The organism is Streptomyces sp. JB150, assembly GCF_011193355.1.
Taxonomy (GTDB): domain Bacteria; phylum Actinomycetota; class Actinomycetes; order Streptomycetales; family Streptomycetaceae; genus Streptomyces.
Genome location: NZ_CP049780.1, coordinates 1,665,315 through 1,690,582 on the forward strand (window position 1 = coordinate 1,665,315; position 25,268 = coordinate 1,690,582).

Annotated in this window: 22 protein-coding genes and 1 pseudogene; 6 read left to right on the forward strand and 17 right to left on the reverse strand. The window is 72.8% G+C overall.

Features of this window, described 5'->3' with window-relative positions:
• The 6 genes and pseudogenes from G7Z13_RS07870 (at position 1) to G7Z13_RS07895 (ending at position 5,252) form a co-directional block, all read left to right on the forward strand.
• Complete coding sequence (locus tag G7Z13_RS07870) at positions 1–474, forward strand: GNAT family N-acetyltransferase (RefSeq protein ID WP_165997309.1); 474 nt, start codon at positions 1–3, stop codon at positions 472–474.
• Between the two features lie 319 nt (positions 475–793).
• Positions 794–1,171, forward strand: a pseudogene (locus tag G7Z13_RS07875) (response regulator transcription factor); the annotation flags it as partial.
• A 53-nt stretch (positions 1,172–1,224) separates the two neighbouring features.
• Positions 1,225–2,676 carry a penicillin-binding transpeptidase domain-containing protein gene (locus tag G7Z13_RS07880; protein WP_166004753.1) on the forward strand — a complete coding sequence of 484 codons (1,452 nt, stop codon included), beginning with the start codon at positions 1,225–1,227 and terminating at the stop codon, positions 2,674–2,676.
• A 151-nt stretch (positions 2,677–2,827) separates the two neighbouring features.
• Positions 2,828–3,394, forward strand: coding sequence for a SigE family RNA polymerase sigma factor (locus tag G7Z13_RS07885; protein WP_165997310.1), 567 nt, complete (start codon positions 2,828–2,830; stop codon positions 3,392–3,394).
• Positions 3,391–4,278 (forward strand): hypothetical protein, encoded by an 888-nt coding sequence (locus tag G7Z13_RS07890; protein WP_165997311.1) that lies wholly within the window; start codon positions 3,391–3,393, stop codon positions 4,276–4,278. The genes G7Z13_RS07885 and G7Z13_RS07890 overlap by 4 nt, the downstream gene beginning before the upstream one ends.
• Positions 4,279–4,418: 140 nt before the next feature.
• On the forward strand, positions 4,419–5,252 hold the full coding sequence (locus G7Z13_RS07895) for a pectate lyase (RefSeq protein ID WP_165997312.1): 834 nt from the start codon (positions 4,419–4,421) through the stop codon (positions 5,250–5,252).
• Positions 5,253–5,475: 223 nt separating this feature from the next.
• Here G7Z13_RS07895 and G7Z13_RS07900 read toward each other — a convergent pair whose 3' ends face one another.
• The 17 genes from G7Z13_RS07900 to G7Z13_RS07980 all read right to left on the reverse strand — a co-directional run bounded on the left by G7Z13_RS07900 (position 5,476) and on the right by G7Z13_RS07980 (position 24,960).
• Positions 5,476–6,537: an alpha/beta fold hydrolase gene (locus G7Z13_RS07900; protein ID WP_165997313.1), complete on the reverse strand. Its 1,062-nt coding sequence runs from the start codon at positions 6,535–6,537 to the stop codon at positions 5,476–5,478.
• Positions 6,538–6,556: 19 nt separating this feature from the next.
• Complete coding sequence (locus tag G7Z13_RS07905) at positions 6,557–7,687, reverse strand: pectinesterase family protein (RefSeq protein WP_165997314.1); 1,131 nt, start codon at positions 7,685–7,687, stop codon at positions 6,557–6,559.
• Positions 7,688–7,807: 120 nt separating this feature from the next.
• A complete protein-coding gene (locus G7Z13_RS07910) occupies positions 7,808–9,130 on the reverse strand; it encodes a pectate lyase (protein ID WP_165997316.1) in 1,323 nt (440 codons plus the stop codon).
• A gap of 38 nt (positions 9,131–9,168) precedes the next feature.
• Positions 9,169–9,966, reverse strand: coding sequence for a rhamnogalacturonan acetylesterase (locus G7Z13_RS07915; RefSeq protein WP_165997318.1), 798 nt, complete (start codon positions 9,964–9,966; stop codon positions 9,169–9,171).
• A 74-nt stretch (positions 9,967–10,040) separates the two neighbouring features.
• Positions 10,041–11,384 (reverse strand): sugar ABC transporter substrate-binding protein, encoded by a 1,344-nt coding sequence (locus tag G7Z13_RS07920; RefSeq protein ID WP_165997320.1) that lies wholly within the window; start codon positions 11,382–11,384, stop codon positions 10,041–10,043.
• A gap of 92 nt (positions 11,385–11,476) precedes the next feature.
• Positions 11,477–13,099: a right-handed parallel beta-helix repeat-containing protein gene (locus G7Z13_RS07925; protein ID WP_206313027.1), complete on the reverse strand. Its 1,623-nt coding sequence runs from the start codon at positions 13,097–13,099 to the stop codon at positions 11,477–11,479.
• 36 nt (positions 13,100–13,135) lie between these two features.
• The gene (locus G7Z13_RS07930) at positions 13,136–14,647 is read right to left on the reverse strand and encodes a glycoside hydrolase 43 family protein (protein ID WP_165997322.1); all 1,512 of its coding nucleotides are present in this window, start codon (positions 14,645–14,647) and stop codon (positions 13,136–13,138) included.
• The gene (locus tag G7Z13_RS07935; protein ID WP_165997324.1) at positions 14,644–15,489 is read right to left on the reverse strand and encodes a PmoA family protein; all 846 of its coding nucleotides are present in this window, start codon (positions 15,487–15,489) and stop codon (positions 14,644–14,646) included. The genes G7Z13_RS07930 and G7Z13_RS07935 overlap by 4 nt, the downstream gene beginning before the upstream one ends.
• Positions 15,486–16,655, reverse strand: a complete 1,170-nt coding sequence (locus G7Z13_RS07940) for a Gfo/Idh/MocA family oxidoreductase (protein ID WP_165997326.1) — start codon at positions 16,653–16,655, stop codon at positions 15,486–15,488. The genes G7Z13_RS07935 and G7Z13_RS07940 overlap by 4 nt, the downstream gene beginning before the upstream one ends.
• Complete coding sequence (locus G7Z13_RS07945; RefSeq protein ID WP_165997328.1) at positions 16,652–16,867, reverse strand: hypothetical protein; 216 nt, start codon at positions 16,865–16,867, stop codon at positions 16,652–16,654. The genes G7Z13_RS07940 and G7Z13_RS07945 overlap by 4 nt, the downstream gene beginning before the upstream one ends.
• Positions 16,864–17,754, reverse strand: a complete 891-nt coding sequence (locus G7Z13_RS07950) for a carbohydrate ABC transporter permease (RefSeq protein WP_166004755.1) — start codon at positions 17,752–17,754, stop codon at positions 16,864–16,866. Before G7Z13_RS07950 ends, G7Z13_RS07945 begins: the two co-directional genes overlap by 4 nt.
• A gap of 5 nt (positions 17,755–17,759) precedes the next feature.
• Positions 17,760–18,695: a sugar ABC transporter permease gene (locus G7Z13_RS07955; protein ID WP_165997330.1), complete on the reverse strand. Its 936-nt coding sequence runs from the start codon at positions 18,693–18,695 to the stop codon at positions 17,760–17,762.
• 88 nt (positions 18,696–18,783) lie between these two features.
• Entirely contained in the window at positions 18,784–20,508 is a 1,725-nt protein-coding gene (gene araD, locus G7Z13_RS07960) for an L-arabinonate dehydratase (protein ID WP_165997331.1), read from the reverse strand.
• The gene (locus G7Z13_RS07965; protein ID WP_165997333.1) at positions 20,505–21,413 is read right to left on the reverse strand and encodes a dihydrodipicolinate synthase family protein; all 909 of its coding nucleotides are present in this window, start codon (positions 21,411–21,413) and stop codon (positions 20,505–20,507) included. The genes araD and G7Z13_RS07965 overlap by 4 nt, the downstream gene beginning before the upstream one ends.
• Positions 21,410–22,078 (reverse strand): GntR family transcriptional regulator, encoded by a 669-nt coding sequence (locus G7Z13_RS07970; protein ID WP_165997335.1) that lies wholly within the window; start codon positions 22,076–22,078, stop codon positions 21,410–21,412. The genes G7Z13_RS07965 and G7Z13_RS07970 overlap by 4 nt, the downstream gene beginning before the upstream one ends.
• Before the next feature lie 438 nt (positions 22,079–22,516).
• Positions 22,517–23,110, reverse strand: a complete 594-nt coding sequence (locus tag G7Z13_RS07975; protein WP_165997337.1) for a TIGR03086 family metal-binding protein — start codon at positions 23,108–23,110, stop codon at positions 22,517–22,519.
• 155 nt (positions 23,111–23,265) lie between these two features.
• Positions 23,266–24,960, reverse strand: a complete 1,695-nt coding sequence (locus tag G7Z13_RS07980; protein WP_165997339.1) for a M4 family metallopeptidase — start codon at positions 24,958–24,960, stop codon at positions 23,266–23,268.
• Positions 24,961–25,268 lie beyond the last annotated feature (308 nt).

Here is a 25,268-nt window from a genome sequence, read left to right on the forward strand (position 1 = left end):
GTGCAGGTGGCGCTCCGGCCCGTCCACGACAGCGACCTGCCGGTCTTCTACCGGCAGCTCAACGACCCCGAGTCCCTGCGGATGGCCGCGTTCACCCCGCCGGACCCGGCCGACCGGTCCGCCTTCGAGGAGCACTGGCGGCGGGTGCGCGCGTCGGCCGACGTGCACGCCCGCACGGTGCTGCTCGACGGTGACGTGGTGGGCAGCGCGGCCGTCTACGGGGTGCCCGGCGAACGCGAGGTCACCTACTGGGTGGACCGCGCCTACTGGGGCCGCGGCGTGGCCACCACCGCGCTGCGCGCCCTGCTCGCCGAGGTCCCCGAACGCCCGCTGTACGCCCGCGCGGCGGCCGACAACGCCGGGTCGCTGCGCGTGCTGGCCCGCTGCGGCTTCCGGGAGACCGCCCGGGAGCGGGATTACGCGGCCGGGCGCGGCGAGGAGATCGAGGAAGTGGTGCTCCGGCTGGCGGAGTGACCCCGCGGCGCGGCTCTCCCCCGCGCGGCGGAGGCGGATCGTCGCGGGGCAGGAGGCGGGCGGCGCGCTCCGCGCGGGAGCGTGGCGGCATGACGCACACAGTCACCGGTTCCGCCCGGACCGCCGGCTCCCCCGGCCCGTCCGCCTCGCCGGGCTCCCCGGCCTCGTCGGCCTCCCCCGCCTTGTCGGGCCCCGGCCTCGTCGGGCTTCCCCGCCTCGCCTGCCTTGCCGGCCTCGCCCGCCTCGGCCGCCTCGGCCTCGCCCGCCGTACCGGCGTCCCCCGCCGCCCTCGGCCGGCCGCGCCGGATTATGCGCGCCGTCGCCCGTGTACGACGCGCTGCGCGCCGGCGCCGCCGGGTTCCTGCTGAAGCGGGCCGACGCCGAGGCGCTGGTGCAGGCGGTGCGGCTGGTGGCGCGCAGCGACACCCTGCTGTTCCCGTCGGCCGTGCGGGCGCTGGCCGTGCGGCACGCGGACCCGGCGCCCGCGCCGTGGGTGGCGAGGCTCACGGCCCGGGAGAGCGAGGTGCTGCGGCACATGGCGACCGGGCTCACCAACGCGGAGATCGCCCGGCGGATGGAGGTCGGCCCCGCGACGGTGAAGTCCCATGTGGCGGCCGTCCTCGCGAAGACGGGGGCCCGCGACCGCACCCAGGCGGTGATCGCGGCCTACGAGGCGGGCTTTCTGAGGAGCGGATGAGAAAACGGACGGAGCGGAACGTTCCGGCCGATCCGCTCGTCTGTCCGGGCGCGATGAACAAGACGATCAGGCGCGCGTCGGTGCTCGTTCTGCTCCTGGTGCTCGCCCTGCTGGTCAGGGCGACGTGGGTGCAGTTCTACGAGGGCACGGCGCTGGCGGAGGACAAGCACAACCGGCGGAACGCGATCGCGCTGTACAGCGAGCCGCTCGGTGACATCGTCGTGGCCGGGGAGGCGGTCACCGGCTCGGCGCGGACGGAGAGCGGCGACCTCGGATACCAGCGGACGTACAAGAACGGCGCGCTGTACGCGGCGGTGACCGGCTACAACTCGCAGGTCTACGGCGCCACCCAGCTGGAGGGCATCTACCAGGACCTCCTGGACGGCACGGACAACCGGCTGAAGACCGTGCTGGGCACGGTCACCGGCGAGCGCGCCGAACCCGGCGACGTGATCACGACGATCGACCCGGCCACCCAGAAGGCGGCGTACGAGGCGCTGGGCGGCAAGAAGGGCGCCGCCGTCGCCATCGACCCGAAGACCGGGCGGATCCTCGCGGTCGTCTCCACCCCGTCGTACGACCCGACGGCGATCACCGCGGGGGACTCGGAGGCCTGGACGGGGCTCACCGAGGACCCCGGCAAGCCCATGACGAACCGGGCGCTGCGCCGGCCGCTGCCGCCGGGCTCCACGTTCAAGCTGGTGGTGGCGGCGGCCGCGCTGGAGGACGGGCTGTACACGTCGGTGGACGAGCGGACGGACAGCCCCGACCCGTACGACCTGCCGCAGTCCTCGGACGTGCTCACCAACGAGAACCCGGGCGCGCCCTGTGAGAACGCCTCGATCCGGGTGGCGCTGCGGTACTCGTGCAACAACGTCTTCGGCAAGATGGCCGTCGACCTGGGCCAGGACACGGTCCGGGCGATGGCGGAGAAGTTCGGCTTCAACGACCCCGAGCAGGACGTCCCGGTGCGCGCCTACGAGAGCGTGTACCCGAAGGACATGGACGAGCCGCAGACCGCGCTGTCCGGCATCGGCCAGTTCGACGTGACCGCGACTCCGCTCCAGATGGCCATGGTGTCCGCGGCCCTGGCCAACGACGGCAAGCTGGTCCGGCCGCACATGGTGTCGCGGATCACCGACCACGGCGGCGATGTGCTGGAGGACTACGACGACAACGCCTCCACCGAGGAAATCGTCGGCTCCGGCACCGCCGAGCAGCTGCGGTCGGCGATGCGGACGGTCGTCGAGGAGGGCACGGGCACCAACGCGCGGATCGGCGGGGCGACGGTGGGCGGCAAGACCGGTACGGCCCAGCACGGCGAGAACAACAGCAAGACGCCGTACGCCTGGTTCACCTCGTACGCCACGTCCGACGACTCCGGCAAGGAGGTCGCCGTGGCGGTCGTCGTCGAGCAGTCGGACGCGGCGCGTAGCGAGGTCAGCGGCAACGGGCTGGCCGCCCCGGTGGCCAAGGCCGTGATGGAGGCGGCCCTGCGGGACTGAGCGGACGCCTCACAGACGCCGGGCAGCGGCAACGGAGTTCGGTCCGCCATACGGCATTCGAAACCTCGTACGACTCACTGGTACAGTGCCGGATCTCGTCCCGGCGTACGGCTGTTCGACGCCGGGGAATCGCTGCGAGGAGAGACCGCTCGTGGGGACAGTCGTCGACGACGCCGCCTCCGTGGAGTTCCATGCCTTCTTCGAGCGCCACTACGCCGAACTCGCGCGTCTCGCCCATCTGCTGACCGGTGAGGCGGACGCCGCCGACGACCTCGCGGCGGACGCGCTGCTGGCGCTGTGGCACCGCTGGGACCGGGTGCGCGCGGCCGACCACCCGGTGGCGTACGCGCGCGGGGTGGTCGCCAACCTGGCCCGCACCCGGATCCGCAGCGCGGTGCGCGAGCGGCGCCGGATCGCCCTGTTCTGGTCACCGCGCGAGGAGCGGACCGAGAACCCGGACGTGGCCGGCGTCGTCGACGTCCAGGAGGCGCTGCGCAGGCTGCCGTTCCGCAAGCGGGCCTGTGTGGTGCTGCGGCACGCCTTCGACCTGTCGGAGAAGGACACGGCGCTCGCCCTCGGTGTGTCGGTGGGTACGGTGAAAAGCCAGACCTCGAAGGGAATGGCCGAGCTGCAGAGACTGCTCGGCACACGGCAGGCCTCGCAGCGGGTGCATGCCGCGATGGCGCGGACCGGCCAGGCCGCGGGAAGGGACCGATGATGCGGCGGGACGTGCACGAGGAGCTGCGCGCCCGGCTGCGGGAGGCGGCCGAGGCGCACCAGCCGGACCGGGCGCGGATGCTGGCCCGGATCGAGCGCGGCATGGCCGAGGAGGTCCGCCCGGCCGGTCACCGGGCCACGCGTCCGCCGGTGTTCGGCTGGCTGCGGGTGGCGGGGGCGACGGCCGCGGTCGCGGGCGTGCTCGCCGCAGGAGGGCTCACGGTGGCGTCCGCGGTGAAGTCGGACGACGCTCCCCCGCAGGGCACGGTCGCGGTCACCGCGACGCCCACGCCGTCACCGGAGGCGACCCGCACGCCGCCCGCCTTCCCCGCGGAACCGTCGCCGAGCGCCCTGCCCACGCGCGGTGAGCGGTCCAGCGCGCCGCCGTCGCCCACGGCGACGGCCGGCCCGGTGTCGTCGGCGCCGGCGCTGCCGTCCGCGGGCGCCGGGGTCGAGGACGGCCCGCTGTGGTCGGACGGCTCGGTGGACCCGCACAGCAACGAGTTCTGGGCGCAGAGCAACGTCACCCTGAAGACCGCCGAGCGACTGACCGCGCTGACCGTGGAGTTGCGGGTGGCGCAGACCGGAGGGGTGTCCTCGACGGGCGCCTGGCGGTCGCTGCCCGAGGACGACTTCGAGCTGACGGTCGGTGAGCGGGACGGCTTCCTCGTCTACACCTGGCGGCTGAAGGAGGGCCGTACGGTGCCGGCGGGCGAGTGGGTGTTCGCGGGGCAGTACGACCACGAGCGCGGCGGCCGGGACGCGAAGGACGACCGCTACGCGGCGGCGGCCCGCACCGCCTCCCAGCCCCTCCAGGTGGCGGGCGACTTCGCGCCGCGGGACGACGACGAGGACGACGAGCAGCCCGCCGCGGGACGGCCCTGAGCGGACCGTCCCGGGTGGCTCGGGGCACCCGCGGACCGCCTCCCGCGGACGCCGGGAAAAAACTTCCGGGAACGCGGCAACCCTTTCCCCGCCGGTGGCGACCAGGAGACGCAAGGATCCCCCACCACGCAAGGAATGGCATGACAGCACGAGCCGAACAGCGCGTCCGCCACCGCCGCCGCGTCACGAAGCGACGCGCGGCGATCGCCGGCGCCACCGCCCTGGGCATCACCGGGGCGGCGATCGTCACCACGACGATGCTGTCCACCGCGGGCGCGGCCTCCGCCTGGCCGACCGCCCAGGGCACCAAGGCCGTCAGCAGCACCATCCCCGTCTCCGGCACCTACGACGGCGGCTACCAGCGCTTCTACGGAAGCGGCGAACTCGGCGGCACCGGCCAGGACGAGGGCCAGGACCCGATCTTCAAGCTCGCCGACGGCGCGGTTTTGAAGAACGTCATCCTGGGCGCCCCGGCCGCCGACGGCATCCACTGCGCGGGCAGCTGCACCCTGCAGAACGTCTGGTGGGAGGACGTCGGCGAGGACGCCGCCACCTTCAAGGGCAAGTCCTCCTCGGCCGTCTACACCGTGCACGGCGGCGGCGCGCGCAAGGCCGACGACAAGGTCTTCCAGTTCAACGGCGCGGGCAAGCTGGTCGTGACCAAGTTCCAGGTCTCCGACTTCGGCAAGCTGGTGCGCACCTGCGGCAACTGCTCGACGCAGTACAAGAACCGCCAGGTGATCATCAACGACGTCGACGTCACCGCGCCCGGCAAGTCGATCGTCGGCATCAACGCCAACTTCGGCGAGACGGCCTCCCTGCGCAGCGTGCGCATCCACGGCGACGCCAAGAAGAAGATCAAGCCGTGCACCCGCTTCCAGGGCAACAACACGGGCGCCGAGCCCAAGGAGCTGGGCACCGGCCCGGACGGCACGCACTGCCGCTACACGGCCTCCGACCTGACCTACGAGTAGGCCCCAGCCGCCGGTCCGAGCCCCCCTCGGCCCGGCCCCCGGTGCCGGCGCGAGCCCCCCTCGCCCGGCACCTCACGCCCCCGCCGGTGACGACCGGCGGGGGCGTCCCCGTACCCGGAGGGCGGCGGGCAGGCGCCCCGGCACCGGACGAAACCGCCGGAAGCCCTCACTTCCGCCCGTGGTGCCGACGCTGGAGTCGGTCCGCCCGGTACGGCGGTGAGCCTCACAGCACGCGGTCCAGCCAGGCGAACACCTCGTCCTGCATCCGCTCGTCGAAGACGTGGCCGGCGTCCGGCCACGTCCTCAGCAGCAGCCGCTCCGCCGCGCCGCACGACCGCCACACGGCCCGCAGCCTGTCGTACGCGACGCGCACGCCGTCCGCGGTGAACAGCAGGTCCCGGGCGCCGTGGAAGAAGAGCATCGGCCGCGGCGCGGCGATGCCCGCCACGTCCGGGATGTCCAGGAACCGGGCCAGCCCGGGATGGAGCAGGTAGTACGCGGACTGCCCGCGCAGGGCGTTGTTGCCGGGCACCAGCATCTCCCTCAGGCCGGTCATCCAGCACACGCTCGCCGCGGCGGCGATGTCGTCGCTGAGCGCGGCCGTCTGCCAGGCCCGGTAGCCGCCCATCGAGAAGCCGACGGCGGCCACCCGGCGGGCGTCCACCCGGTCGAGCCCGGCGAGGAACCCCGCGGCGCGGGCGTCCTCCCGGGCCATGAGCCCGGCCAGGGAGGAGCCGAGCTGGAAGAAGTGGGCGGCCAGGGCCTGCTGACCGGTGTAGGCGAGCGGTCCGCGGTCGCCCCAGCCCGGCGCGTCCAGGCACAGCACGACATAGCCGCGCCGGGCCAGTTCGTCCCCGACGAACCGTCCGCCGTAGCACCGCCGCGCCCACTGTGCCGCGGATTCCCGCCGGGCCTCGTCGTCCCAGGGGCGGACCAGTTTCTCCTTGCCGATGTCGAACCGGGACCCGTGGTCGTGCAGCAGCAGCACCGCCGGGAACGGCCCGCGCCCGTGCGGGGTGAGCAGGACACCGCCGACGCGTGCCCAGCGGGTGAGGGAGAGGGTGACCGGCTCGCGCGTCACACCGTCGTCCCCGGCGGCCGGCTCCCCGAACTCGGGCGCGTACGGCGTCCCGTCCTGCCGCCCGACCAGCAGGTGCTCCTCGACCACCGCCCGTGCCGCCCGCCGCCATGCGGGGAAGTCCCGGACGGGCGAGGTGCCCCAGGCGAGCGGGAAGGACAGCTCGTCCGTGAGGGCGGCCAGAGGTTCGGTGATGCCGCCCCTCACGCGGACCGTCGCCTCATGCTCAGCACGTCTGCTTCCAGGGCCGCCAGTCGCCGAGGTAGGCGGCGCGGGTCGCCGACTCGGCCTGCTCGTCGGTGAGCCGGGGCCGGTTGCCGGGGACGGTGACGCGGGCGCCGGGACCCAGGTTGCGGTACTCGGCGAACCGCTGCTCCTGCCACGGGAAGGCGTTCGACATGTTCGCGTAGGGGGCGACCGCGTCGATGCCGCTGCCGAGCCAGGTGTCCCGCACGACGAGGGACGGCCGGGCGGTGGGGTCGGAGCTGGGCACCCAGGGGCGGGCCAGCTTGTAGTACGCGTCCGGGGCCTCGCTGGTGATGCGGCAGCGGGTCGCCAGGTAGCCGCGCGGGTTGGCGGCCGCCGTCGACGGGGCGAAGACGAAACCGTACGGGGCGCCGGACAGGTCGGTGCGGTTCAGGGTGCGGAAGTGGCAGTGCTCGAAGACGGCGGTGGCGCGGCCGAAGACGAAGTCGACGTCGCCCTCGGCGTAGCAGTGCGAGAAGTACTGGCGGGCGAAGACGGTCAGCGCGGTCGTGTCGGCGTAGAGGGTGTCCTGGTGGCCGAGGAAGCGGCAGTGGTGGAAGGCGGAGCGGTCGCCCATGACCTTGAGGGCGACCGCCTGGGTGCCGGTGACGCCGGGGTGGTCGGCGCGCAGCCAGTCGTTGGCGAAGGTGATCCGGTGGGCGGTGAAGCCGTCGGCGCGGATGGTGGTGGTGGCCGAGCCGGAGGTGCCGTGGGTGCCGCCGCCGGGCTTGGGGGTGCCGGCCGCGTTGTCGTACACGATGACGACGGCGCGCGGGTCGTCGGCGGCGCCGATCCAGGTCATCTGCGTCCGGGTGGCGTCGACGGAGACGGTCTCGCGGTAGACGCCGGGCGCGAGGACGAGGGTGCGGCCGGTGCCGTCGGCGGCGTGCACGGCGGCCTGGACGGTGGTGAAGTCGCCCCGGCCGTGCGGGTCGACGTACAGGGTGCCGGGGGTGCGGCGGGCGGCCGGGGAACCGTACCGGCCGAACGGGCGGTGCTCGTGCGCGGCCCGCGCGGGGAGGGCGGCCAGGCCGAGCGCGGCGGCCGCGCCGGCGCTCGCCAGCAGCAGTCCCCGCCGTGACAGGGGGGAACGGAGGTGGGGCGAGGGCATGCGGGTGCTCCTTCGGGGTGCGGCGGCTTTGGCCGCGCTCGCCGGGGCCGGGGCGGCGGTGCGCCCCGGCCCCGGCGAGCGGCGGGCCGGTCGGTGGTGCGGTGCCCTGGGCGGGAGGCGTCAGCAGAGGCGGCCGGCGCCGGCGCGGTGGTCGACGATGCCGGGGACGGCGCGGGGGTGGTCGACCCGGGTGCGCAGGGTGGGCGTCCAGCCGGCGCCGGACTGCAGGGTCTCGGCGGGGATCTCCGCGTTGTGCACGGCGATCAGGTCGGTGAGCTTGCCGTTGACGTGGTTGTGCTCGGCGGTGAGCGGCGCCTCGCTCCACTTCTTCAGCACCTTCGCGGTGCTGACGCCGGGCGCGAGGGAGAAGGCGTTGTGGGTGGCGTACAGCCGGGAGTTCGCGCCGATGCCGAAGACGTAGCCGAACTTCTGGCCCTTGGTGACCACGAAGTGGTTGTTGTACGCGTCGACCTGACCGAACCGCACGCGCGGGGCCCGCTCGACGATGCCCTCGAAGCGGTTGTGGTGGAGGGTGACCCGCAGCTTGCCGGAGTCGGTGGCGCCCGCCCCGTCGCTGTTGCCGATGAGCATGGTCTTGTCGTGGTCCTTGAAGGAGTTCCACGAGACGGTGACGAGGTCGCCGCCGCGCACCACGTCCACCAGTCCGTCGTGCTGCTGGTAGACCTTGCCGAAGTGGACCGGCAGGGAGCTGTCGGGGTAACGGCCGTCGGTGAGCGTGTTGTGGTCGATCCACACGTGGGTGGAGCCGTACACCACGACACCGTCGTACTCGGAGTTCCAGGCGCCGGTCCCGTTGTCGTCGGTGGGGTCCCACTGCGGGAAGCAGTCGACCGGGGCTTCGATGGTGAGGTTGCGGATGATGACGTTGTCGACGCCGCGGATCTGGAGGCTGCCGCCGCGGATCCCGGCGTCCCGCCCGACGCCGACAATGGTCGTGTTCGCCGGGATGTTCGCCTTGATGACCTTGTCCTGGTTGGCGGCGGACGCGGCGCGCAGGTCCTCCTGTTCGCCGCTGACCGGCTTGTCGTTGCCCCAGACGGCCGGGTCGTAGTCGGCGAGGTACTGCCGGAAGTCGTAGCCCTCGGCGGCGAAGGCGGCGCAGCCCTCGGAGACGGCGTCGATGACGCCCTTGACCTTGATGATCCTGGGCGCGCTGCCGCCGTCCGCGAGGGCGGCCTTGAACTCGGCCCAGGTGGTCACCGTGTAGACGTGCGCGGCGTCGGCGGCCGATCCTCCGGTCGTGCCGGTGCCGTGGGAGGCCCACCCGTCCCCTGCGGCCAGCACCTCGCGGCCGAGGTCGCGGGGCCCGGCGTGGGCGGTGGCGGTCCCGGTGACGCCGAGGACCAGTGCGGCGCACCCGGTGAGCGCGACGCACTTCACCGCCGTACTGGTGACGTGCTCATGCCATCTTTGTGCATTCATGCTGCGGCTCTCTCTTCTGCCATCTGACGGTCGGACGGTTACGCGGCGGCCGGCGGCCAGCTGATCCAGGACTCGGGGATCTCCTCGTCGAGCCGGCGCACGTCCCGCGGGCCCAGCACCCGCGTGCGCAGCAGCTCCCGCACCACCAGCCGCGCCACGGCGATCGCGCCCGGCGGGTTGAAGTGCGTGTTGTCCTGCTCGGTCGCCGTCCAGTTGAAGTACCTCTTGCTCTCCTCGACGCCCAGCTCCTGCCACAGCGCCAGCGACAGCGCCTGCACGTCGAGCAGCGCCACGCCCTCCTCGCGGGCGAGCGCGCGCATCGCCGCCGGATAGTCGCCGTGGCTCGGCAGCGCCCTGCCGCCCGCGTCGAACCGGCGCCGCTCCACCGCGGTCGCCAGCACGGGCCGGGCGCCCCGGGCACGGGCCCCGTCGAGGTACAGCCGCAGGTAGTCCTGGTACGTCGTCCAGGGCTCGGTGTACCGGGCGGGGTCGGCGCTCTTCTCGTCGTTGTGGGCGAACTGCACGATCAGGACGTCACCCGGCCGGATCTCCCCGAGCAGGACATCGAGCCGGCCCTCGTCCACGAAACTCTTCGAACTGCGCCCGTTCACCGCGTGATTGGCCACGGGCAGGTCCCTGCGCAGGAAGAAGGGGAGCGCCATCCCCCACCCGGTCTCCGGCGCCGCGTCCGCGTACTTCTGCGCGGCGGTCGAATCCCCGGCGATGTGCATCGTCCGACGGCGCCCGGAAGAGGCCTGCGCGACACCGCTCGCCGCGAAGGCGAGGGGAACGGCGGCGAGCGCGGCGGAAGCGGCCTGTCTACGGGTCATGGACACGGTGGCACCTTTCGAAACACGGGACGGCCCGCGGCCCAGAACCGACAGGCCGCCCCACGGCGAATCCGGAACCCTTACTGATTGCGCTGCTTCCACTCGGCCTGGGCCTCGTTCAGCTGCTCGGCCAGCGTGTCCAGGAACTCCTTCGCGTTCAGGTCACCCAGCAGCACCTTCTGGAAGTTCGGCTCGTTCTCCGCCTTGGAGATCGTGTTCCAGTCCGGCAGGTAGTACGGCAGCTGGACGATCGTGGTGGAACCGTCGCTCAGCGCCTCGGCCGCCAGCTTCGTCGGCTCCGCCTTCGACACCCACGCGTCCTTCGCGGCGTCCGTGTTCGCCGGCACCTGGCCCGCCGACTCGTTGAACTTCGAGTTCTCCTCGTGCGAGAGCGCGAACTCGATGAACTTCCAGGCGGCTTCCTTGTTCTTGGAGCTCTTGAACAGGCCCAGCCCGTCCACCGGGTTGGACACCTGCACCCGCTTGCCACCGGGCCCGGTCGGCTGCGGAATGCCCCGGAACTTGTCGGTGCCGAGCGCCTTCACGTGGTCCTGGTACGACCCCAGGTTGTGGTTGAGCATGCCGATCGTGCCGGAGTCCCACTGCGCGACCATCTTGGTGAAGTCGTTGTTGAGGTCGGCGGACGGCGTGACCTTCTTGTACAGCGCCGCGTACTTCTCCAGCGCCTCGACGTTCTTCGGGTCGTTGACCGTGGTCTTGTCGCCGTTCCAGAACGAGGTGATCCCGCTCTGCCCGTACATCGCGTCCAGGGCCTGGGCGATGGATCCGGCGCCGCCGCGGATGGTGTACCCGAACTCGTTCTTCTTGGCGTTCGTCAGCTTCTCGGCCGCCTCGAAGAAGCGGTCCCAGGTGGTCGGCTCCTCCAGGCCGGCCTTCTCGAACAGGTCGGTGCGGTAGTACAGCACGCCGTTGTTCGCGGAGGTCGGGATCGAGTACAGGGTGCCGTCGCCGCCGCCAGCGGCCTTCATCGACTCGACCATGTCCTCGTTGAGCTTGCCCTTGAGCGAGGACCCGGCGAGCCGCTCGTCCAGCGGTTCCAGCGCGCCCTGCGCGGAGAACCCGGCGAGCATGGCCGCGCCGACCCCGCCGACGTCCGGCAGCCCGCCGCCCTGGATGGCCGTGTCGACCTTGGACTGGTACTCGGTGGAGGAGATGCCGACGTACTCGACGTCGATCTGCGGGTTCGCCTTCTCGAAGTCGGCGATGATCTGCTTCCAGATGTCGGTGCGGACACCGCCGTTGTTGTCCCAGAAGACGATCTTGCCCTTGCCGCTGCCCTCGGAGCCCTCGCCGCCGCCCCCACCGCTGCCGTCGTCGCCGCAGGCGGTGGCGGTGAGCGCGAGAACGGAGCCCAGGGCGACGGCGATGGCAGCGCGCCTGCTTCTGCGGATACTGATCTTCATTGATCGGCTCTCTTCTTCGGGTTCTTGGGGTTGTTCGGGGGGTCGGGTGGTTCGGGTTCTTCGGGTTCCAGCGGATATGTGGTTGTGGGGGGTCAGTGACGGGCGTGCGGCGCGTCCTGCCGCGGGAAGCCGCCCATTCGGGCCGGCGGGGAGGCCCTGGTCGCGGCGGGCGGCTCTAAGTCGCGGACGCCCTGCCCGGCCGGGGCGGCCGGGCCGCAGCCGATGCCGGTCGCCGGCCGGCTGCCGAGCGCGCTGATCACCGGCCCTTCGACGACCGTGACCGGTTCGGGGCTGTCGGTCGTCAAGGTGTCCTGGCCGCCGGCGGAGGCGGTGTCCTCGGGGACGGTCCGGTCACCGGCCGAACGCGTCGCCGGCGCCTGCCCGCCGTCCGGCTCGTGCGCGGCCCCGTCGGAGCCGTTGCCGAAGGGGAGGTCGCGCGCCGTGGCGTCCCCGGCGGAGTTCCGCACCGTGGCGCCGCCGTTCGAGCCGCCGTGCGCGGCGGGCGTGCCGTAGACGATGACGGTGCCGGAGCGGTCCTGTCCAGTCCCCTGCGGCACGATCTTCGGCTCGTTCGCGGGACGGTGGCCCCCGGCCCGGCAGGTGCCGGGCGCGACGGCGGTCGTCACGGGCCCGTCGTCGCCGCCCCGCACCACGCCGATGCCCTGCTGCGGCCCGGAGAAGCGCCTGACGAGCGCCGGCACGGCGCGCGCCGGGTCCAGCCGGTAGGCGTAGAAGTCCCGCGGGTCGAAGGCGGCGCCCCGGGTGTCGTGCCGCCCGCTCGTGTTCTTCAGGACCGAGCCGCGCTGCACCAGTTCGGCGGTCGCGTCGGCCTGGTAGGGATGCTGGACGTCCTCGTAGTACGAGTTCTCGATGACCATCCTGGTCCCGCCGCGCGACCAGTTGCCGTACGTCCACACCGGATCGCCCGGATCGGCCTGGGCGGTCAGGTAGTTGTTGTAGAGGTGGGCGTAGGCGGCGTTGTCGACCGAGGGGTTGCGCTGTTTGGTGCCCCGGAACCAGTTGTGGTCGACGGTGATCTGCGTCCTGACGTCGGCCGTCCAGCCCACGCCGAAGGTCTTGTTGTTGTCCTCGAACCGGTTGTGGGAGACGGTCACGTACTCGCTGTTCTTGCGGATGTCGAGCTGGCCGTCGCAGATGCGCGAGAAGCGGTTGTGGTCGATCCAGACGTGGTGGACGGTGTCCATCTGGATGCCGTCGAAGTCGGTGCCCTTGCAGTCCCAGTCGCCCTCGACGGCCGAGTCGCGGATCGTCAGATTGCGGATGATCACGTTGTGGGTGCCGGGGCTCAGGTGGAACTCGCCCTGCACCAGCTCGCCGGTCGTCCCGACGCCGACGATGGTCTTGTCGGAGGCGACCTCGACGCTCGCGCCGAACGGCTGCGCGGTGATGCTGCCCGCGACCCGGATGACGTACGGCCCGGGCGCGGCGGCGTACTTCGCCAGCGCGGCCTGGTCCGTGACGGTGACGACCTCGCCGCCGGCGCCGCCGGTGGTGCCGCCGGCGAGCGAGGCGAAGCCGTGCGGGTGGTCGGACCAGCGGGACGGGGCGGCGGGGGTGCCCGCCCCGGCGGCCGGCGGGGCGGCGTGGGCCTCCCCGAGGGCCCCGAGACCCAGCGCGGCGACGAGGCCGGCGACGGCGGCCACCACCTTGCCGTGCCCCGGTCTCGGCAAGCGCTTGCCAGGGGGGTGCGTCATTGCGGCTCCCAACAGGCGTACGAGGGACGGATGGGGTCAGATCGCGGTGATGCGGAACTGCGTGAACGTGGCGGCGCCCGCGTGTCCCTGCCCGTCCTCGCCGGGGGCGAGCGCGAACAGGCCGAGCAGGGCGCCGACCCAGCGCCACGGGGTGGCGGCGAAGACCTGGCCGGAGGGGCGCAAGCCGTCCCCGGTGTCGGCGAGGAACCGGCAGCGCGCGCCGGGCCGGATCTCGATGCGCAGCCTGACCGTCCCGTCCGGGGCGAGCCGGGCGTGCTCGGCGTCCCGTTCGTGCTCGGCGACCGGCTCGGCGTACCGGTGCACCAGGTGGACCGTGCCGTCGGCGCCCCGCTGGAGCCCGATCCAGCTGAACGCGTCGCCGAGCACGGCGAGACCGGCCCGCGCGCCCGGTTCCCCGCTGTCCAGGCGCAGGGTGACCTCGGCGGCGGCGGGGGTGCCGGGCAGCCGCTGGGTGAGGACGTTCGGCACCCGGCGCAGGTCGTGCGCGTCGGCCGAGCGGACGCAGGTGAGCCGCAGGCCGTCGCCGGAGTGCTGGGTGGCCCAGCCGTCGCGCGGGTTGGCGGTCCACTGCCACTGGCGGCCGTACCGTCCGCCGGGGAAGTCGTCGTCGGTGGCGGGCGCGGCCGGCGGCTGCGGCGGCAGGCCGGGCCTCTTGTGGACGGTGACGGGGGCGCCGTCGTCGCCCAGCACCGGCCAGCCGTCCGCGCCCCAGCGCATCGGCTGGAGGTGGACGACCCGGCCGTAGGCGCCGCGCTGCTGGAAGTGCAGGAACCAGTCCTCGCCGGACGGGGTGCGCACCCAGCCGCCCTGGTGGGGCCCGTTGACGTCGGTGTCCTTCTGTTCGAGGACCACCCTCTCCTCGTACGGCCCGAAGAAGCCGCGTGAGCGGAAGGCGCCCTGCCAGCCGGTCTCCACTCCCCCGGCCGGGGCGAAGATCCAGAACCAGCCGTCGTGCCGGTAGAGCTTGGGGCCTTCGAGGGTGAACCAGCCGGGGATGCGGTCGGCGTCGACGATCACCTTGCCCTCGTCGAGCAGGGACGTGCCGTCGGGGTGCATCCGGTGGCCGGTGAGGCGGTTCTTGACGCCGGAGCGGGACTTGGCCCAGGCGTGCACCAGGTAGGCCTCGCCGGTCTCGTCGTCCCACAGGGGGCAGGGGTCGATCAGGCCCTTGCCCTCCTTCAGCAGGTGCGGCTTCGTCCACGGCCCGCGGATCTCGGGGGCGTTGATCTGGAAGATGCCCTGGTCGGGGTCGCCCCAGAAGAACCAGAAGCGGTCGTCGTGGTGTCGGAGCGACGGCGCCCAGACACCGCAGTCGTGGCGCGGCCTCGCGAACTCCCGCGCGGGTTCGAGGCGGTCGAGGGCGTGGCCGACGAGGGTCCAGTTCACCAGGTCGCGGGAGTGCAGCAGCGGCAGTCCGGGGACGCGGCCGAAGCTGGAGGCGGTGAGGTAGAAGTCGTCGCCGACGCGGACCACGTCCGGGTCGGACCAGTCGGCGTTCAGGACCGGGTTGGTGTACTCGTCCGTCACGGAGTGACCGCCTTCCGGATCAGGGCCGCGGCCTCGGCGCGGCCCAGGCGGCCGTCGGCGACGACGGTGACGACGCGGCGGACCAGGGTGTCGCCGGGCGGGACGGGCAGCCGCGCGTCGTGGGCCAGGGAGGAGCCGACGCCCGGGTACTCGGCGGTGCGCACGAACCACGGGTCGCGGCGGGTGGCACCGGTGGCGCCGGCGAAGACCAGCGTCCAGGAGGAGCCGGCCAGCGCCAGCCAGTCGGCGGCCCGGCCGTGCACCGCCGCCTCGCCCTCCGTGTCCGCGGTGAACACGTCCGGCGCGCTCGCCTCCTTGCGGGCCCGCCAGAAGAAGCCCCCGTACGCGGCGCCGGGGCGCCCGTTGGTGGCGGGGCTGCCGATAGTGAGCGCGGTGGCGGCCGGGTTGGTGAGGGCGAAGGTGAAGTCCAGCGCCCAGGCGCTGTCGGTGAGCGCGGTCGCGGCGACGGTACGGCGCTCGCGCAGCACCTCGGTGCCGCCGGCCACCCAGCGCAGCTCCTCGACGAAACCGTCCGGGTCGCGCAGCTGGAAGCCGAGGTGCCGCTGGGCGCCGTGGTTGTCCAGCTCGGTGGGGCCCTGGTCGCGGACGAAGGTGCGTCCGCCCCAGAAGTTGTACCCCTCGACGTCGGGAACGGCGACACCGACGCCGAGGTGGTGCGCGTGGTCGGCGGGGCTCAGTTCGGTGACCGAGACGCCGGACAGGGTGGTGACGGGGTGCAGATAGGGGCGCGGGGAGAGCCGGGCGGGCAGTTCGGGCCGGGTGACGTACCGGGCGACGGGCCGGCCCGCGACCCGCAGGACCGTGGTGTCCGCACTGGTCATCGCGTGCTCACCTCTTCGTGGGCGGCCCAGGGCGCCGCCAGCTCGGAGTACAGGGCGAGGGTGTCGGCGGCGGCCGCGACCAGCGCGTCCACGCCGGGGACGACCCGGCGGTCCTCGCCCGGCGGCCGGTGCCAGGCGGACTCCGGGAGCGGGGCGGGGTCGGGGGCGAGCCGGATCGCCTCGACGACCTTCATGAAGGCGCCGGTGCTCTCCGGCGGCACGAGCAGGGCGGTGCCGTCCGTCAGGTGGCCGGCCAGGTTCTCCAGCAGGTCCGTGCGGCCGTACTCGAACTCCTCGGGGCCGTGGTCGGCGCGCTGGAGCAGCACCCGGTCCTGCTTGTACCAGAAGGTGATCCGGCCGCGGCTGCCGTGCACGAGGACGTACGGCTCGTCCGGGTGCTCGGCGCACAGGGTGGCGGCGACGGTGACCCGGCGGCCCTCGGTGGTGGTGATCCGCACGCAGGAGGTGTCGTCGGACTCGATGGCGTTGGCCCGCCACAGCTCGGTCTCGATCGCGGTGACGTCCTCGGCGCGGTCGCCGCCGGCCAGGGCGAGGGCGGTGGCGACGGCGTGCGCGAGGGGGTTGGTGAGCGCCCCGTCGATCACGTCGGCGCCGTTCAGCCGCCGCTTGCCCGCCCAGGGCGCGCGGCGGTAGTAGGCCTCGTCGCGCGCCCAGGCGCCGGCGCCGCCGACGCCGGTGACCGTGCCGATCGCCCCGTCGGCGATCAGTTCGCGGATCGCGGGCACGGCGTGCGAGCCGAGCGACTGGAACCCGATCTGGCAGGCCACGCCCGCCGCGGCGACCCCGTCGGCCATCCGCCGGAACTCGGCGTAGGACGGCGCGGGCGGCTTCTCCAGCAGCAGGTGCACGCCCCGGCTCGCGGCGGTCAGCGCCAGGTCGGTGTGGGTGGGGATCGGGGTGCAGATCACCGCGGCGCGGGCGCCGGTGGTGTCCAGCAGGGCGCCGAAGTCGGCCGACTGGGCCGGGAGTTCGCCGCCGAACTCCTCCTCGGTGAGCGGGTTCACCTCGCAGATCCCGACGAGCCGTACGACACCGAGGGCCTGGAGGCGGCGGATGTTGGCCACGTGCCAGCGGCCGTGGCCGCGGGCGCCGGCGAGCACGATCGGCAGGGGTTCGGCCAGCGGGCCGGTCCCGGGTCCGGTCATCGGATCCTCCCGGCTCCCGCGCCCGGCGCCACCGCCCGGTCGGCCGCCTGGGCGCTGTCGACGGCGAGCGCGTCACTGTCGCGGGCGTCACCGGAGGCGAGGGTGTCGCGGCTGGTGTCGCGGGCGAGGGTGTCGCGGGCGGCGTCGGCGTGCGCGGGCACGCGCGGGACGCCGGGCAGGGTCGCGGTGAGCGCCGCGTGACGGAGTGTCATCCCTTCACCGCCCCCGCGCTGAAGCCGGTGATCAGCCACTTCTGGATGAAGGCGAAGACGATGACGACGGGGACGGCGGCGATGATGCCGCCCGCCGCGAGGGCGCCGAGGTCGACGCTGTCCGAGCTCATCAGGGTGTTCAGGCCGACCGGGATGGTCTGCTTCTGCTGGTTGTTGAGGAACATCAGGGCGAACAGGAAGTGGTTCCAGGAGTGCACGAAGGCGAAGGAACCGACCGCGATCAGTCCGGGGCGCAGCAGCGGCAGCACGATCACACGGAAGGCGGTGAAGCGGTTGCAGCCGTCGACCCAGGCCGCCTCCTCCAGCGAGTACGGCACGTTCTTGATGAAGTTGCTGATCAGGATCATCGACAGCGGCAGCTGGAAGACCGTCTCGGCGAGGATGACGCTGCCGAGGGAGTTGATCATCTGCAGCTCGGCGAAGATCTCGAACAGCGGGACCAGCAGCAGCGCGCCGGGCACGAACTGGGAGCAGAGCAGGGCGAGCATGAAGCCGCGCTTGACCTTGAAGTCGAAGCGGGCGAGGGCGTAGCCGCCGGCCAGGGCGACGACCGTGGTGAGGACCAGGGTGGCGAGGCCGACGAGCACGCTGTTCTGGAAGTAGACGCCGAAGTCCCGCTCGGTCCACACCTTCTCGAAGTGGTCGAAGGTCACGGGCCAGGGCACGAGCGAGGTGGAGCCGGCCGGGCGCAGGGCGAAGAGCAGGATCCAGTAGAACGGGATCAGGGTGAAGACGAGGTAGACGGACAGGGGCAGGTAGATCTGCCAGCGGGGGACCTCGTCCCAGGCGCGGTGTCTGCCCTTCACCGGGCGGGGCGGCTCGGCCGCGGCCGGGCGGGGCGCGGGGGCGACCGGGGCCTCCTTGATGGTGCTCACTTGGACTCGCCTCCGAACTTGCTCAGCCGCAGATAGACGATCGAGCAGAAGAGCAGGATCACGAACGCGACCGTGGTCAGGGCCGACGCGTAGCCGAAGTCGTGGGACTCCACGCTGGTGTTGGCGATGTACAGCGGCAGGGTGGTGGTCTCGCCGGCCGGTCCGCCGCCGGTCAGGGTGTAGAGCAGGTCGACGTTGTTGAACTCCCACACGGCGCGCAGCAGCGTGGACAGGACGATGGCGTCCTTCAGGTGGGGCAGGGTGATGTGCCAGAACTGCTTGAGGCGGCTCGCGCCGTCGACCTCGGCGGCCTCGTAGAGGTCCTTCGAGACGGACTGCAGGTCGGCGAGGATGAGGATGGCGAAGAAGGGCACGCCGCGCCACAGGTCGGCGACGACGGCCGCCGGGAAGACGGTCTCGGTGTCGGAGAGCCAGCTGGTGCCGTAGGAGCCGATGCCCACGTCGGCGAGGTAGCGGGTGATGCCGGTCTGGGAGTTGTAGAGCAGCACCCAGATCGCGGAGGTCAGCACGCCGGAGACGGCCCACGGGGAGAAGACGAGGGCACGTCCGAGGGCCCGGCCGACGAAGGTCTGGTTGACGATCAGGGCCAGCGCGAGACCGAACAGCAGCTGGAGTCCGACCTCGACGACGACCCACTTGGCGCTGAAGACGAGGGTGTCCCAGAAGATGGGGTCCTCGGTGAAGGCGTGGACGAAGTTGTCGAAGCCCGCGAAACCGTTCCGCCACGGCTTGGTGGGGTTGTATTCCTGCAGGCTGTAGTAGAAGACGCTGATCACCGGGTAGGCGATGAAGCCCAGCATCAGCAGGGCGGCCGGTGCGATCAGCAGGTACGGGAGCCTGCGCGGCGTGGCGGAGGCACGGCGCCGCCGGGGTGGCGCGGGCGGTTTCGCCACGGCTGCGGCTTGGGCCATGACTGTTCTCCGTTTCTCGGTTCTCGGTGAAGCGCTTTCCGATCGATGTTCGGCATCTCGGCCAATGAGGGCCGTGACCGGGTACTGCTCAGCCCGCGTACGGGTCCTGCACCTTGCCCGGCCGGGCGAGGAACTCGAAGTCGCAGCCGGTGTCCGCCTGGGTGATCTGCTCGTTGTAGAGCGCGCCGTAGCCGCGCTCGTCACGGGTGGGCGGCGGGGTCCACTCCGCCCTCCTGCGCGCCAGCTCGTCGTCGTCCACCTGGAGGTGGAGGGTGCGGGCCTCGACGTCGAGCGTGATGAGGTCGCCCGTGCGCACCAGCGCCAGCGGCCCGCCGACGTACGACTCCGGCGCCACGTGCAGCACGCACGCGCCGTAACTGGTGCCGCTCATCCGGGCGTCGGAGATCCGCACCATGTCCCGCACGCCCTGCTTCAGCAGGTGGTCGGGGATGGGCAGCATGCCGTACTCGGGCATGCCGGGGCCGCCCTTGGGGCCGGCGTTGCGCAGCACGAGCACGCTGTCGGCGGTGATGTTCAGCGCCGGGTCGTTGATGGTGCGCTGCATGGTCCGGTAGTCGTCGAAGACGACCGCGGGCCCGGTGTGCTTGAGCAGGTGGGGTTCGGCGGCGATGTGCTTGATGACCGCGCCGTCCGGGCAGAGGTTGCCGCGCAGCACCGCGACCCCGCCCTCGGGGGCCACCGGGTTGTCGCGGGGCCGGATGACGTCGTCGTTGTGCACCCGGGCGCCCGCGAGCTGCTCGCGCATCGTGTCGTACGACACCGTCGGGCGGTCCAGGTGGAGCAGGTCCGGGATGCGGGAGAGGAAGCCGGGCAGGCCGCCCGCGAAGTGGAAGTCCTCCATGAGGTAGGTCCGGCCGCCGGGGCGGACGTTGGCGAGGACCGGGACGGTGCGGGCGATGCGGTCGAAGTCGTCGAGGGTGAGCCTGACGCCCGCGCGGCCCGCCATGGCGATCAGGTGGATGACGGCGTTGGTGGAGCCGCCGAGGCCGAGCACGGTGGTGACGGCGTCCTCGAAGGCCTCACGGGTGAGGATGTGGCCGATCCCGCGGTCCTTGTGGACCAGGTCGACGACGGTCATGCCCGCCTTCGCGGCCATCCGGTCGTGTCCGGAGTCGACGGCCGGGATGCTGGAGGCGCCCGGCACGGTCATGCCGAGGGCCTCGGCGGCGGCGGTCAGCGTGGAGGCGGTGCCCATCGTCATGCAGTGGCCGGGCGAGCGGGCCAGGCCGCTCTCCAGTTCCTGCATCTCGCAGTCGCCGATGAGGCCGGCGCGCTTGTCGTCCCAGTACTTCCACATGTCGGTGCCGGAGCCCAGGACCTCGTTGCGCCAGTGGCCGGGCAGCATGGGTCCGGCGGGCACGAACACGGCGGGCAGGCCGGCGCTCGCGGCGCCCATGAGGAGGGCGGGCGTGGACTTGTCGCAGCCGCCCATCAGCACCGCGCCGTCGACCGGGTAGGAGCGCAGCAGCTCCTCGGTCTCCATGGCGAGCAGGTTCCGGTACAGCATCGGGGTCGGCTTCTGGAAGGTCTCGCTGAGGGTGGAGACCGGGAACTCCAGCGGGAAGCCGCCCGCCTGCCACACGCCCCGCTTGACCGCCTGGGCGCGGTCGCGCAGGTGGACGTGGCAGGGGTTGATGTCGGACCAGGTGTTGAGGATCGCGATGACCGGCTTGCCCAGGTGCTCCTCGGGCAGGTAGCCGAGCTGGCGGGTGCGGGCGCGGTGGCTGAAGGAGCGCAGTCCGTCGGTGCCGTACCACTGGTGGCTTCTGAGGTCCTCCGGGCGGCGCGTCATATGGACCACCCGGCGGCGATGGCGGCGACCTCGGCCCGCTCGTGCTCCGGCAGCGGCTTGCTCGGCGGGCGCACCTCGCGGCGGCACAGGCCGAGCGAGGCGAGGGCCTCCTTGACGACGGTGACGTTGTTGGCGGAGCCGTTCGCGGCGCGCAGTTCCTCGAAGCGGCGGATCTGCTCCCAGACCTTCATCGCGGCCGGGTAGTCGCCGGACCGCAGCGCCTCGATCATGTTCAGCGAGACGGCCGGGGAGACGTTGACCAGCCCGGAGGTGAAGCCGGTGGCGCCCGCGGAGAAGTAGGAGGGCGCGTACGGCTCGGCGAGCCCGGCCACCCACACGAACCGGTCCAGGCCCGCGTCGCGGGCGAACGCGGCGAACCGGGCGGCGTCCGGGACGGCGTACTTGACGCCGATCACGTTCGGGCAGGCGTCGGCCAGCTCGGCCAGCCGGTCGCCGTGCAGCTGCGCGTTGCGGATGTACGGCACCACGCCCAGCTCGGGCACGGCCTCGGCGATCGCCCGGTGGTAGTCGACCCAGCCGCTCTGCGAGACGTACGGGTGGACCGGCTGGTGGACCATCACCATCTGGGCGCCGTGCTCGCGGGCGTGCCGGGCGGAGGCGATGGCGGTGGGCACGTCGTGGCCGACACCGACGAGGACCGCCCCGCGGTCGCCGGCCTCGTCGATGGTGATCTCGGTGACGAGCTGCCGCTCGGGCGGCGTCAGGGCGTAGAACTCCCCGGTGTTGCCGTTGGGGGTGAGGGTGGTGATGCCCCCGTCGAGCAGACGACGCAGCAGGGCCCGGTGGGTGTCCTGGTCGACGGAGCCGTCCTCGGCGAAGGGTGTCACCGGGATCGCGACCACGTCGGCCAGGGCCGCCCGCTGGGTCTCGAACGTCGTTGTCATGCCTGACCGTCCTCTCCCTGGACCTCGCCCGGTACGTCGGGGAAGGCCCGCTCGACGAAGGACGCGATGTGGGCGTGGAGGGCGCGCGCCGCGCCGTCGGCGTCGCCGGCGAGGGCGAGCCGCAGGATCTCGCGGTGCTCACTGGCCTCCCGTTCCCAGGAGGGGTCGGCGGCCCAGGCCACGGCGGACACGAGGGCCGCCTGGTCGCGGACCTCGTCCAGCATCCGGCCGAGCAGCGGGTTGCCGCACGGCACGTACAGGGCGCGGTGGAACTCCCGGTTGGCGAGCGACCGTTCCGCGGTGTCCGTGGCGCCGTCCGCCCGGGTCAGCGCCTCGCGGGCGGTGTCCAGGGAGGCGCCGCGGCGCACGGTGCGGCGCAGCGCCTCGGGCTCCAGGAGCAGCCGCACGTCGTAGACCTCGCGCGCCATGTCCGCGTCGACCATGCGCACCGTGACGCCCTTGTACTGGTTCATCACCACCAGTCCGGTGCCGGCCAGGGTCTTCAGCGCCTCGCGCACCGGGGTCTTGGAGACCCCGAACTGCGCGGCCAGCTCGGTCTCGACCAGGGCCTGACCCGGTGTCAGCTGTCCGGTGAGGATGCGGTGTTTGATTCCCTCCAGCACGTATTGCGTGCGGGAGGGGATCGGCGTGGGCACAGAGGTCATGCGCGCCTCTCGGATATCGCGTATCGCGTCTCATATATGACGTACGAAGTACGACGCGTTGAAGCTAGGGGCGCCCCTGTGTTTCGTCAATGCTTCTGACAAAGGAAGTTGAGGTTGCCTCCGGTGGGATGGGCGGCACCTACCCGCGCGGTACGGGTCCCTCGGGGTCAGGTGCACTCGTTCGCCTTCGCGATGCGCGCCGACGCCGGCCTCGCGCAGGAAGAGGCCGGCGCCGCACGCGGATTCGGTGCGGGCGGGGGCAGGGACCGCCGTCACCGGAGCGGGCGAGAACATGCGAGATCCGCGAGATCAGGATCGCGCTCAGCCGCGCCGGGTCCGTGTGCCACCGCAACTGCGCGAAGGTGCCGGCACCGGTGGCCGGCGACCGGCCGCGCGGTTGACGGCGGCCGGTCGCCGGAGAGCGGAGCGGTACCCGCCTCACGGCCTCCAGGCCGGGTCCCGTCCGCTCAGTCCGACCGCGCGGTCGAGCAGGGGCGCGGACTCGGGGACGTCGACGACGGGGCCGAAGATGTCGTCCCGGCCGGGGTCGTCCACGGACTCGGTGAGGAAGGCGTGGCAGGCCTGGAGAGCGGCGGGGTCGGGGGCGTAGTCCTGGCCGGTCGCGCGGGCCAGGTCCCAGCCGTGGATCACCAGCTCGTCGACGGCGACGAGGCCCGCCACCGCGCCGGGCAGGTCCGCTCCCCCGGCGCGGGTCGTACCGCTCCAGGCGGCCGGGTCCCGCCATGCCCCGGCGAGTTCGCCGAGCACCGCGGGGAGCCGGGTGCGCCAGTCTGGTTCCAGGACGGGCAGCCCGGCGTCCGGGCTGGTGTCGGTCGTGACGCCCAGGTGCTTGCGGCCCGCGTCGCGGAAGGCGACGGCAAGCTTGCTCAGGTGGGCGAGCAGGTCGCCCACGGTGTACTTCGGGCACGGTGTGGGGTCCGCCAGCTGTCCGTCGCGGACGACGCCGGCGAGGCGGGCCACGAGCGCCGTCTGGGGGCCGAGATCGAGGGTCGGGCGGGTCGGTCCGGTCATGCGCTGCTCCTCCGGGAGGGGTCCTGGAAGGTGGACCGGCGGCGACGGCGGAACTCATCGGCCGCCCGGTGCCCTCGTCCGCCCGGTGCCCGTTCCCGTGACGGCACCGCCACCGGCACCCGCACGGGAACGGGCACCGGCCCGCGCGGCGGCGCTCAGCCGATGCCGACCCTCCGGTACGCGTCGTCCACGGCGTCCAGCGTGGCCGTCCGCGCGGCCTCGCTCCCGGCCAGGTAGGTCTGGGTGACGTCGCGCAGCGCCTGCCTCATGTCGGCGAAGCCGGACTGCTTCAGCAGGCGGACGAGGGCGAGGTAGATCAGCAGGGCCCATTCCCCGACCTGCAGCACGGGATTGCCTCCCTCGTCGGCCGAGGTGAGAAGGTGGTGCATCGCCTTGTTGTGGATGTTGCTGTTGGTGTGGACACCGCCGTTGTCCCGCCGGGTGACCAGGTAGTCCCGCATGTGGGCGGGGTCACCGGTCCGGGAGGGGTCGCTCATGTCCCGCAGCGGCAGCTCCCCGCTGCCCAGCCCCGCGCCCAGTTCCCAGCTCCACGTACGCACGTCGTCCCGGTCGGGCGCCTGGTACCAGTTGGCGATGATGACGCCCATGGTGTCGGCCAGCGACTCGTTCAGCGCTCCGGACTGGTCCTGATAGAGGAGGTCGCAGGAGTGCTCGATCACCCCGTGGGTCAGCTCGTGCGCGATGATGTCGAGGTGGCGGGCGAGGCTGACCAGCCGGGTGCCGTCGGACATCTGGCCGTACCACATCCGCCCGTTCCACCAGACGGCGTTGACCCACTCCGGCCCCGGCCCGTCCTGCAGGTAGACGCAGTTCACGGTGGAGACGAGCGCCATGTCGGCGTCGTCGATGCCGTCGCGGTACAGCTCGTCGCGGTAGAAGCTCTCCACCCGCTCCGCGTTGACGTGGGCCGAGATCCCGGCCCGGTGCGCCGCGCCGAAGTCCGCCTGCGCCGACCCGATCGCCGTGGCCGGCAGCCGGGTCTGCGCGAGGTCGGCGAATCCGAGGTCGTAGGTGGCGATGTCCCGCCACCTGTCGTGGAGGAGGTAGGAGCCGTCCTGCCGGCTGCCCCGGAACCGGTGGCGGACGTCGATCTCGTCCGCGCCCTCCAGCCGGGTGGGCACCGCGGCCGTCGGTGTCATCCCGTACGACTGGAGGATCTCGCCGGAGGACGCGTCGACGAGGTAGCCGGTGAGCGGGAAGTCGTCGCGCGGGGACCGGCCCAGACCGTGGCCGCGCAGACCGCCGCGGCGCGTCTCGGGGAGCTGGGCCGGCACGCCGCGCAGGTGCCAGGCGAGGTGCCAGCGGTCGTCCCGGCTGACGTACGCCAGTGACGGCGGCGGCAGTTCCTCCGCGGTGACCGCGCTCCCGGTCGCCTCCTTGACCCGCTCCAGTGCTTCCGTTCCGGTCAGTTCCGGCACGGTACCGACGTCGGTCACCTCGCCGAGCCGGCAGTCCATCGAGACGAGCTGGTTGTCCTCGTCGACCTCGACGAGGGCTTCGGCGCCGAAGACGGGGATCTCCTTGCGGGTCTGCTCGAAGCGGACCAGGGTCGTGCCGGTGCCGGCCTGGTGGCGCGTGCCGCGCAGCGCGAGGTCCGGGACCTTCTCGGGCCGGTCCTCGCGGACGGCCGCGCGCAGTCCGGGCGCGTCCTCCTGGACGAGTTTCTCCTCCAGGTAGAAACGGGCCGCGGACTCCGGCGAGTTGAACGCTTCGAAGCCGTCCGGCGTCTCCGTTGCCTCCAGCGCCCGGACCTCCGCCGGTCCGAGATGCGCGCCGCGCGCCTGCGGGTCCTCCGCCGTGTGGTAGCGGAAGCGTTCGAGCTGTGACATGGCCGTACCCTCTCGTCGCATGCCCCCGCGTCCCCCCGCGTCGTTCGTCGCGTCCCCTCCGCGGCCGGCCATGTCCTCGCGCGCGTGTGCCCCTCTTCGATCGTCACGCGGGGTAGCGGGCGCTGCAACCGGGCTGGTGATCGCCGGCGATCGGCAGGTCAGCAGTGATCGGCAGTGATCGGCTGCGGCCCGCCGGCGGTCCGCAGCACGGCGGCGGTCCGCAGCACGGCGGGGAGGGCGTCCCGGCGCCCGGTGCGGCCTCGGCCGGTGGGTGCGTGGCCGAGCCGAGGACGTGCACCGGGCATGGG

Bases quoted from the DNA above. Each gene is read 5' to 3' on its own strand.
- G7Z13_RS07880 (WP_166004753.1), top strand. From the start codon at position 1,225: ATGAACAAGACGATCAGGCGCGCGTCGGTGCTCGTTCTGCTCCTGGTG.
- G7Z13_RS07890 (WP_165997311.1), top strand. From the start codon at position 3,391: ATGATGCGGCGGGACGTGCACGAGGAGCTGCGCGCCCGGCTGCGGGAG.
- G7Z13_RS07895 (WP_165997312.1), top strand. From the start codon at position 4,419: ATGACAGCACGAGCCGAACAGCGCGTCCGCCACCGCCGCCGCGTCACG.
- G7Z13_RS07905 (WP_165997314.1), bottom strand. From the start codon at position 7,687: ATGCCCTCGCCCCACCTCCGTTCCCCCCTGTCACGGCGGGGACTGCTG.
- G7Z13_RS07910 (WP_165997316.1), bottom strand. From the start codon at position 9,130: ATGAATGCACAAAGATGGCATGAGCACGTCACCAGTACGGCGGTGAAG.
- G7Z13_RS07920 (WP_165997320.1), bottom strand. From the start codon at position 11,384: ATGAAGATCAGTATCCGCAGAAGCAGGCGCGCTGCCATCGCCGTCGCC.
- G7Z13_RS07925 (WP_206313027.1), bottom strand. From the start codon at position 13,099: ATGACGCACCCCCCTGGCAAGCGCTTGCCGAGACCGGGGCACGGCAAG.
- G7Z13_RS07935 (WP_165997324.1), bottom strand. From the start codon at position 15,489: ATGACCAGTGCGGACACCACGGTCCTGCGGGTCGCGGGCCGGCCCGTC.
- G7Z13_RS07940 (WP_165997326.1), bottom strand. From the start codon at position 16,655: ATGACCGGACCCGGGACCGGCCCGCTGGCCGAACCCCTGCCGATCGTG.
- G7Z13_RS07945 (WP_165997328.1), bottom strand. From the start codon at position 16,867: ATGACACTCCGTCACGCGGCGCTCACCGCGACCCTGCCCGGCGTCCCG.
- G7Z13_RS07955 (WP_165997330.1), bottom strand. From the start codon at position 18,695: ATGGCCCAAGCCGCAGCCGTGGCGAAACCGCCCGCGCCACCCCGGCGG.
- araD (WP_165997331.1), bottom strand. From the start codon at position 20,508: ATGACGCGCCGCCCGGAGGACCTCAGAAGCCACCAGTGGTACGGCACC.
- G7Z13_RS07965 (WP_165997333.1), bottom strand. From the start codon at position 21,413: ATGACAACGACGTTCGAGACCCAGCGGGCGGCCCTGGCCGACGTGGTC.
- G7Z13_RS07970 (WP_165997335.1), bottom strand. From the start codon at position 22,078: ATGACCTCTGTGCCCACGCCGATCCCCTCCCGCACGCAATACGTGCTG.
- G7Z13_RS07975 (WP_165997337.1), bottom strand. From the start codon at position 23,110: ATGACCGGACCGACCCGCCCGACCCTCGATCTCGGCCCCCAGACGGCG.
- G7Z13_RS07980 (WP_165997339.1), bottom strand. From the start codon at position 24,960: ATGTCACAGCTCGAACGCTTCCGCTACCACACGGCGGAGGACCCGCAG.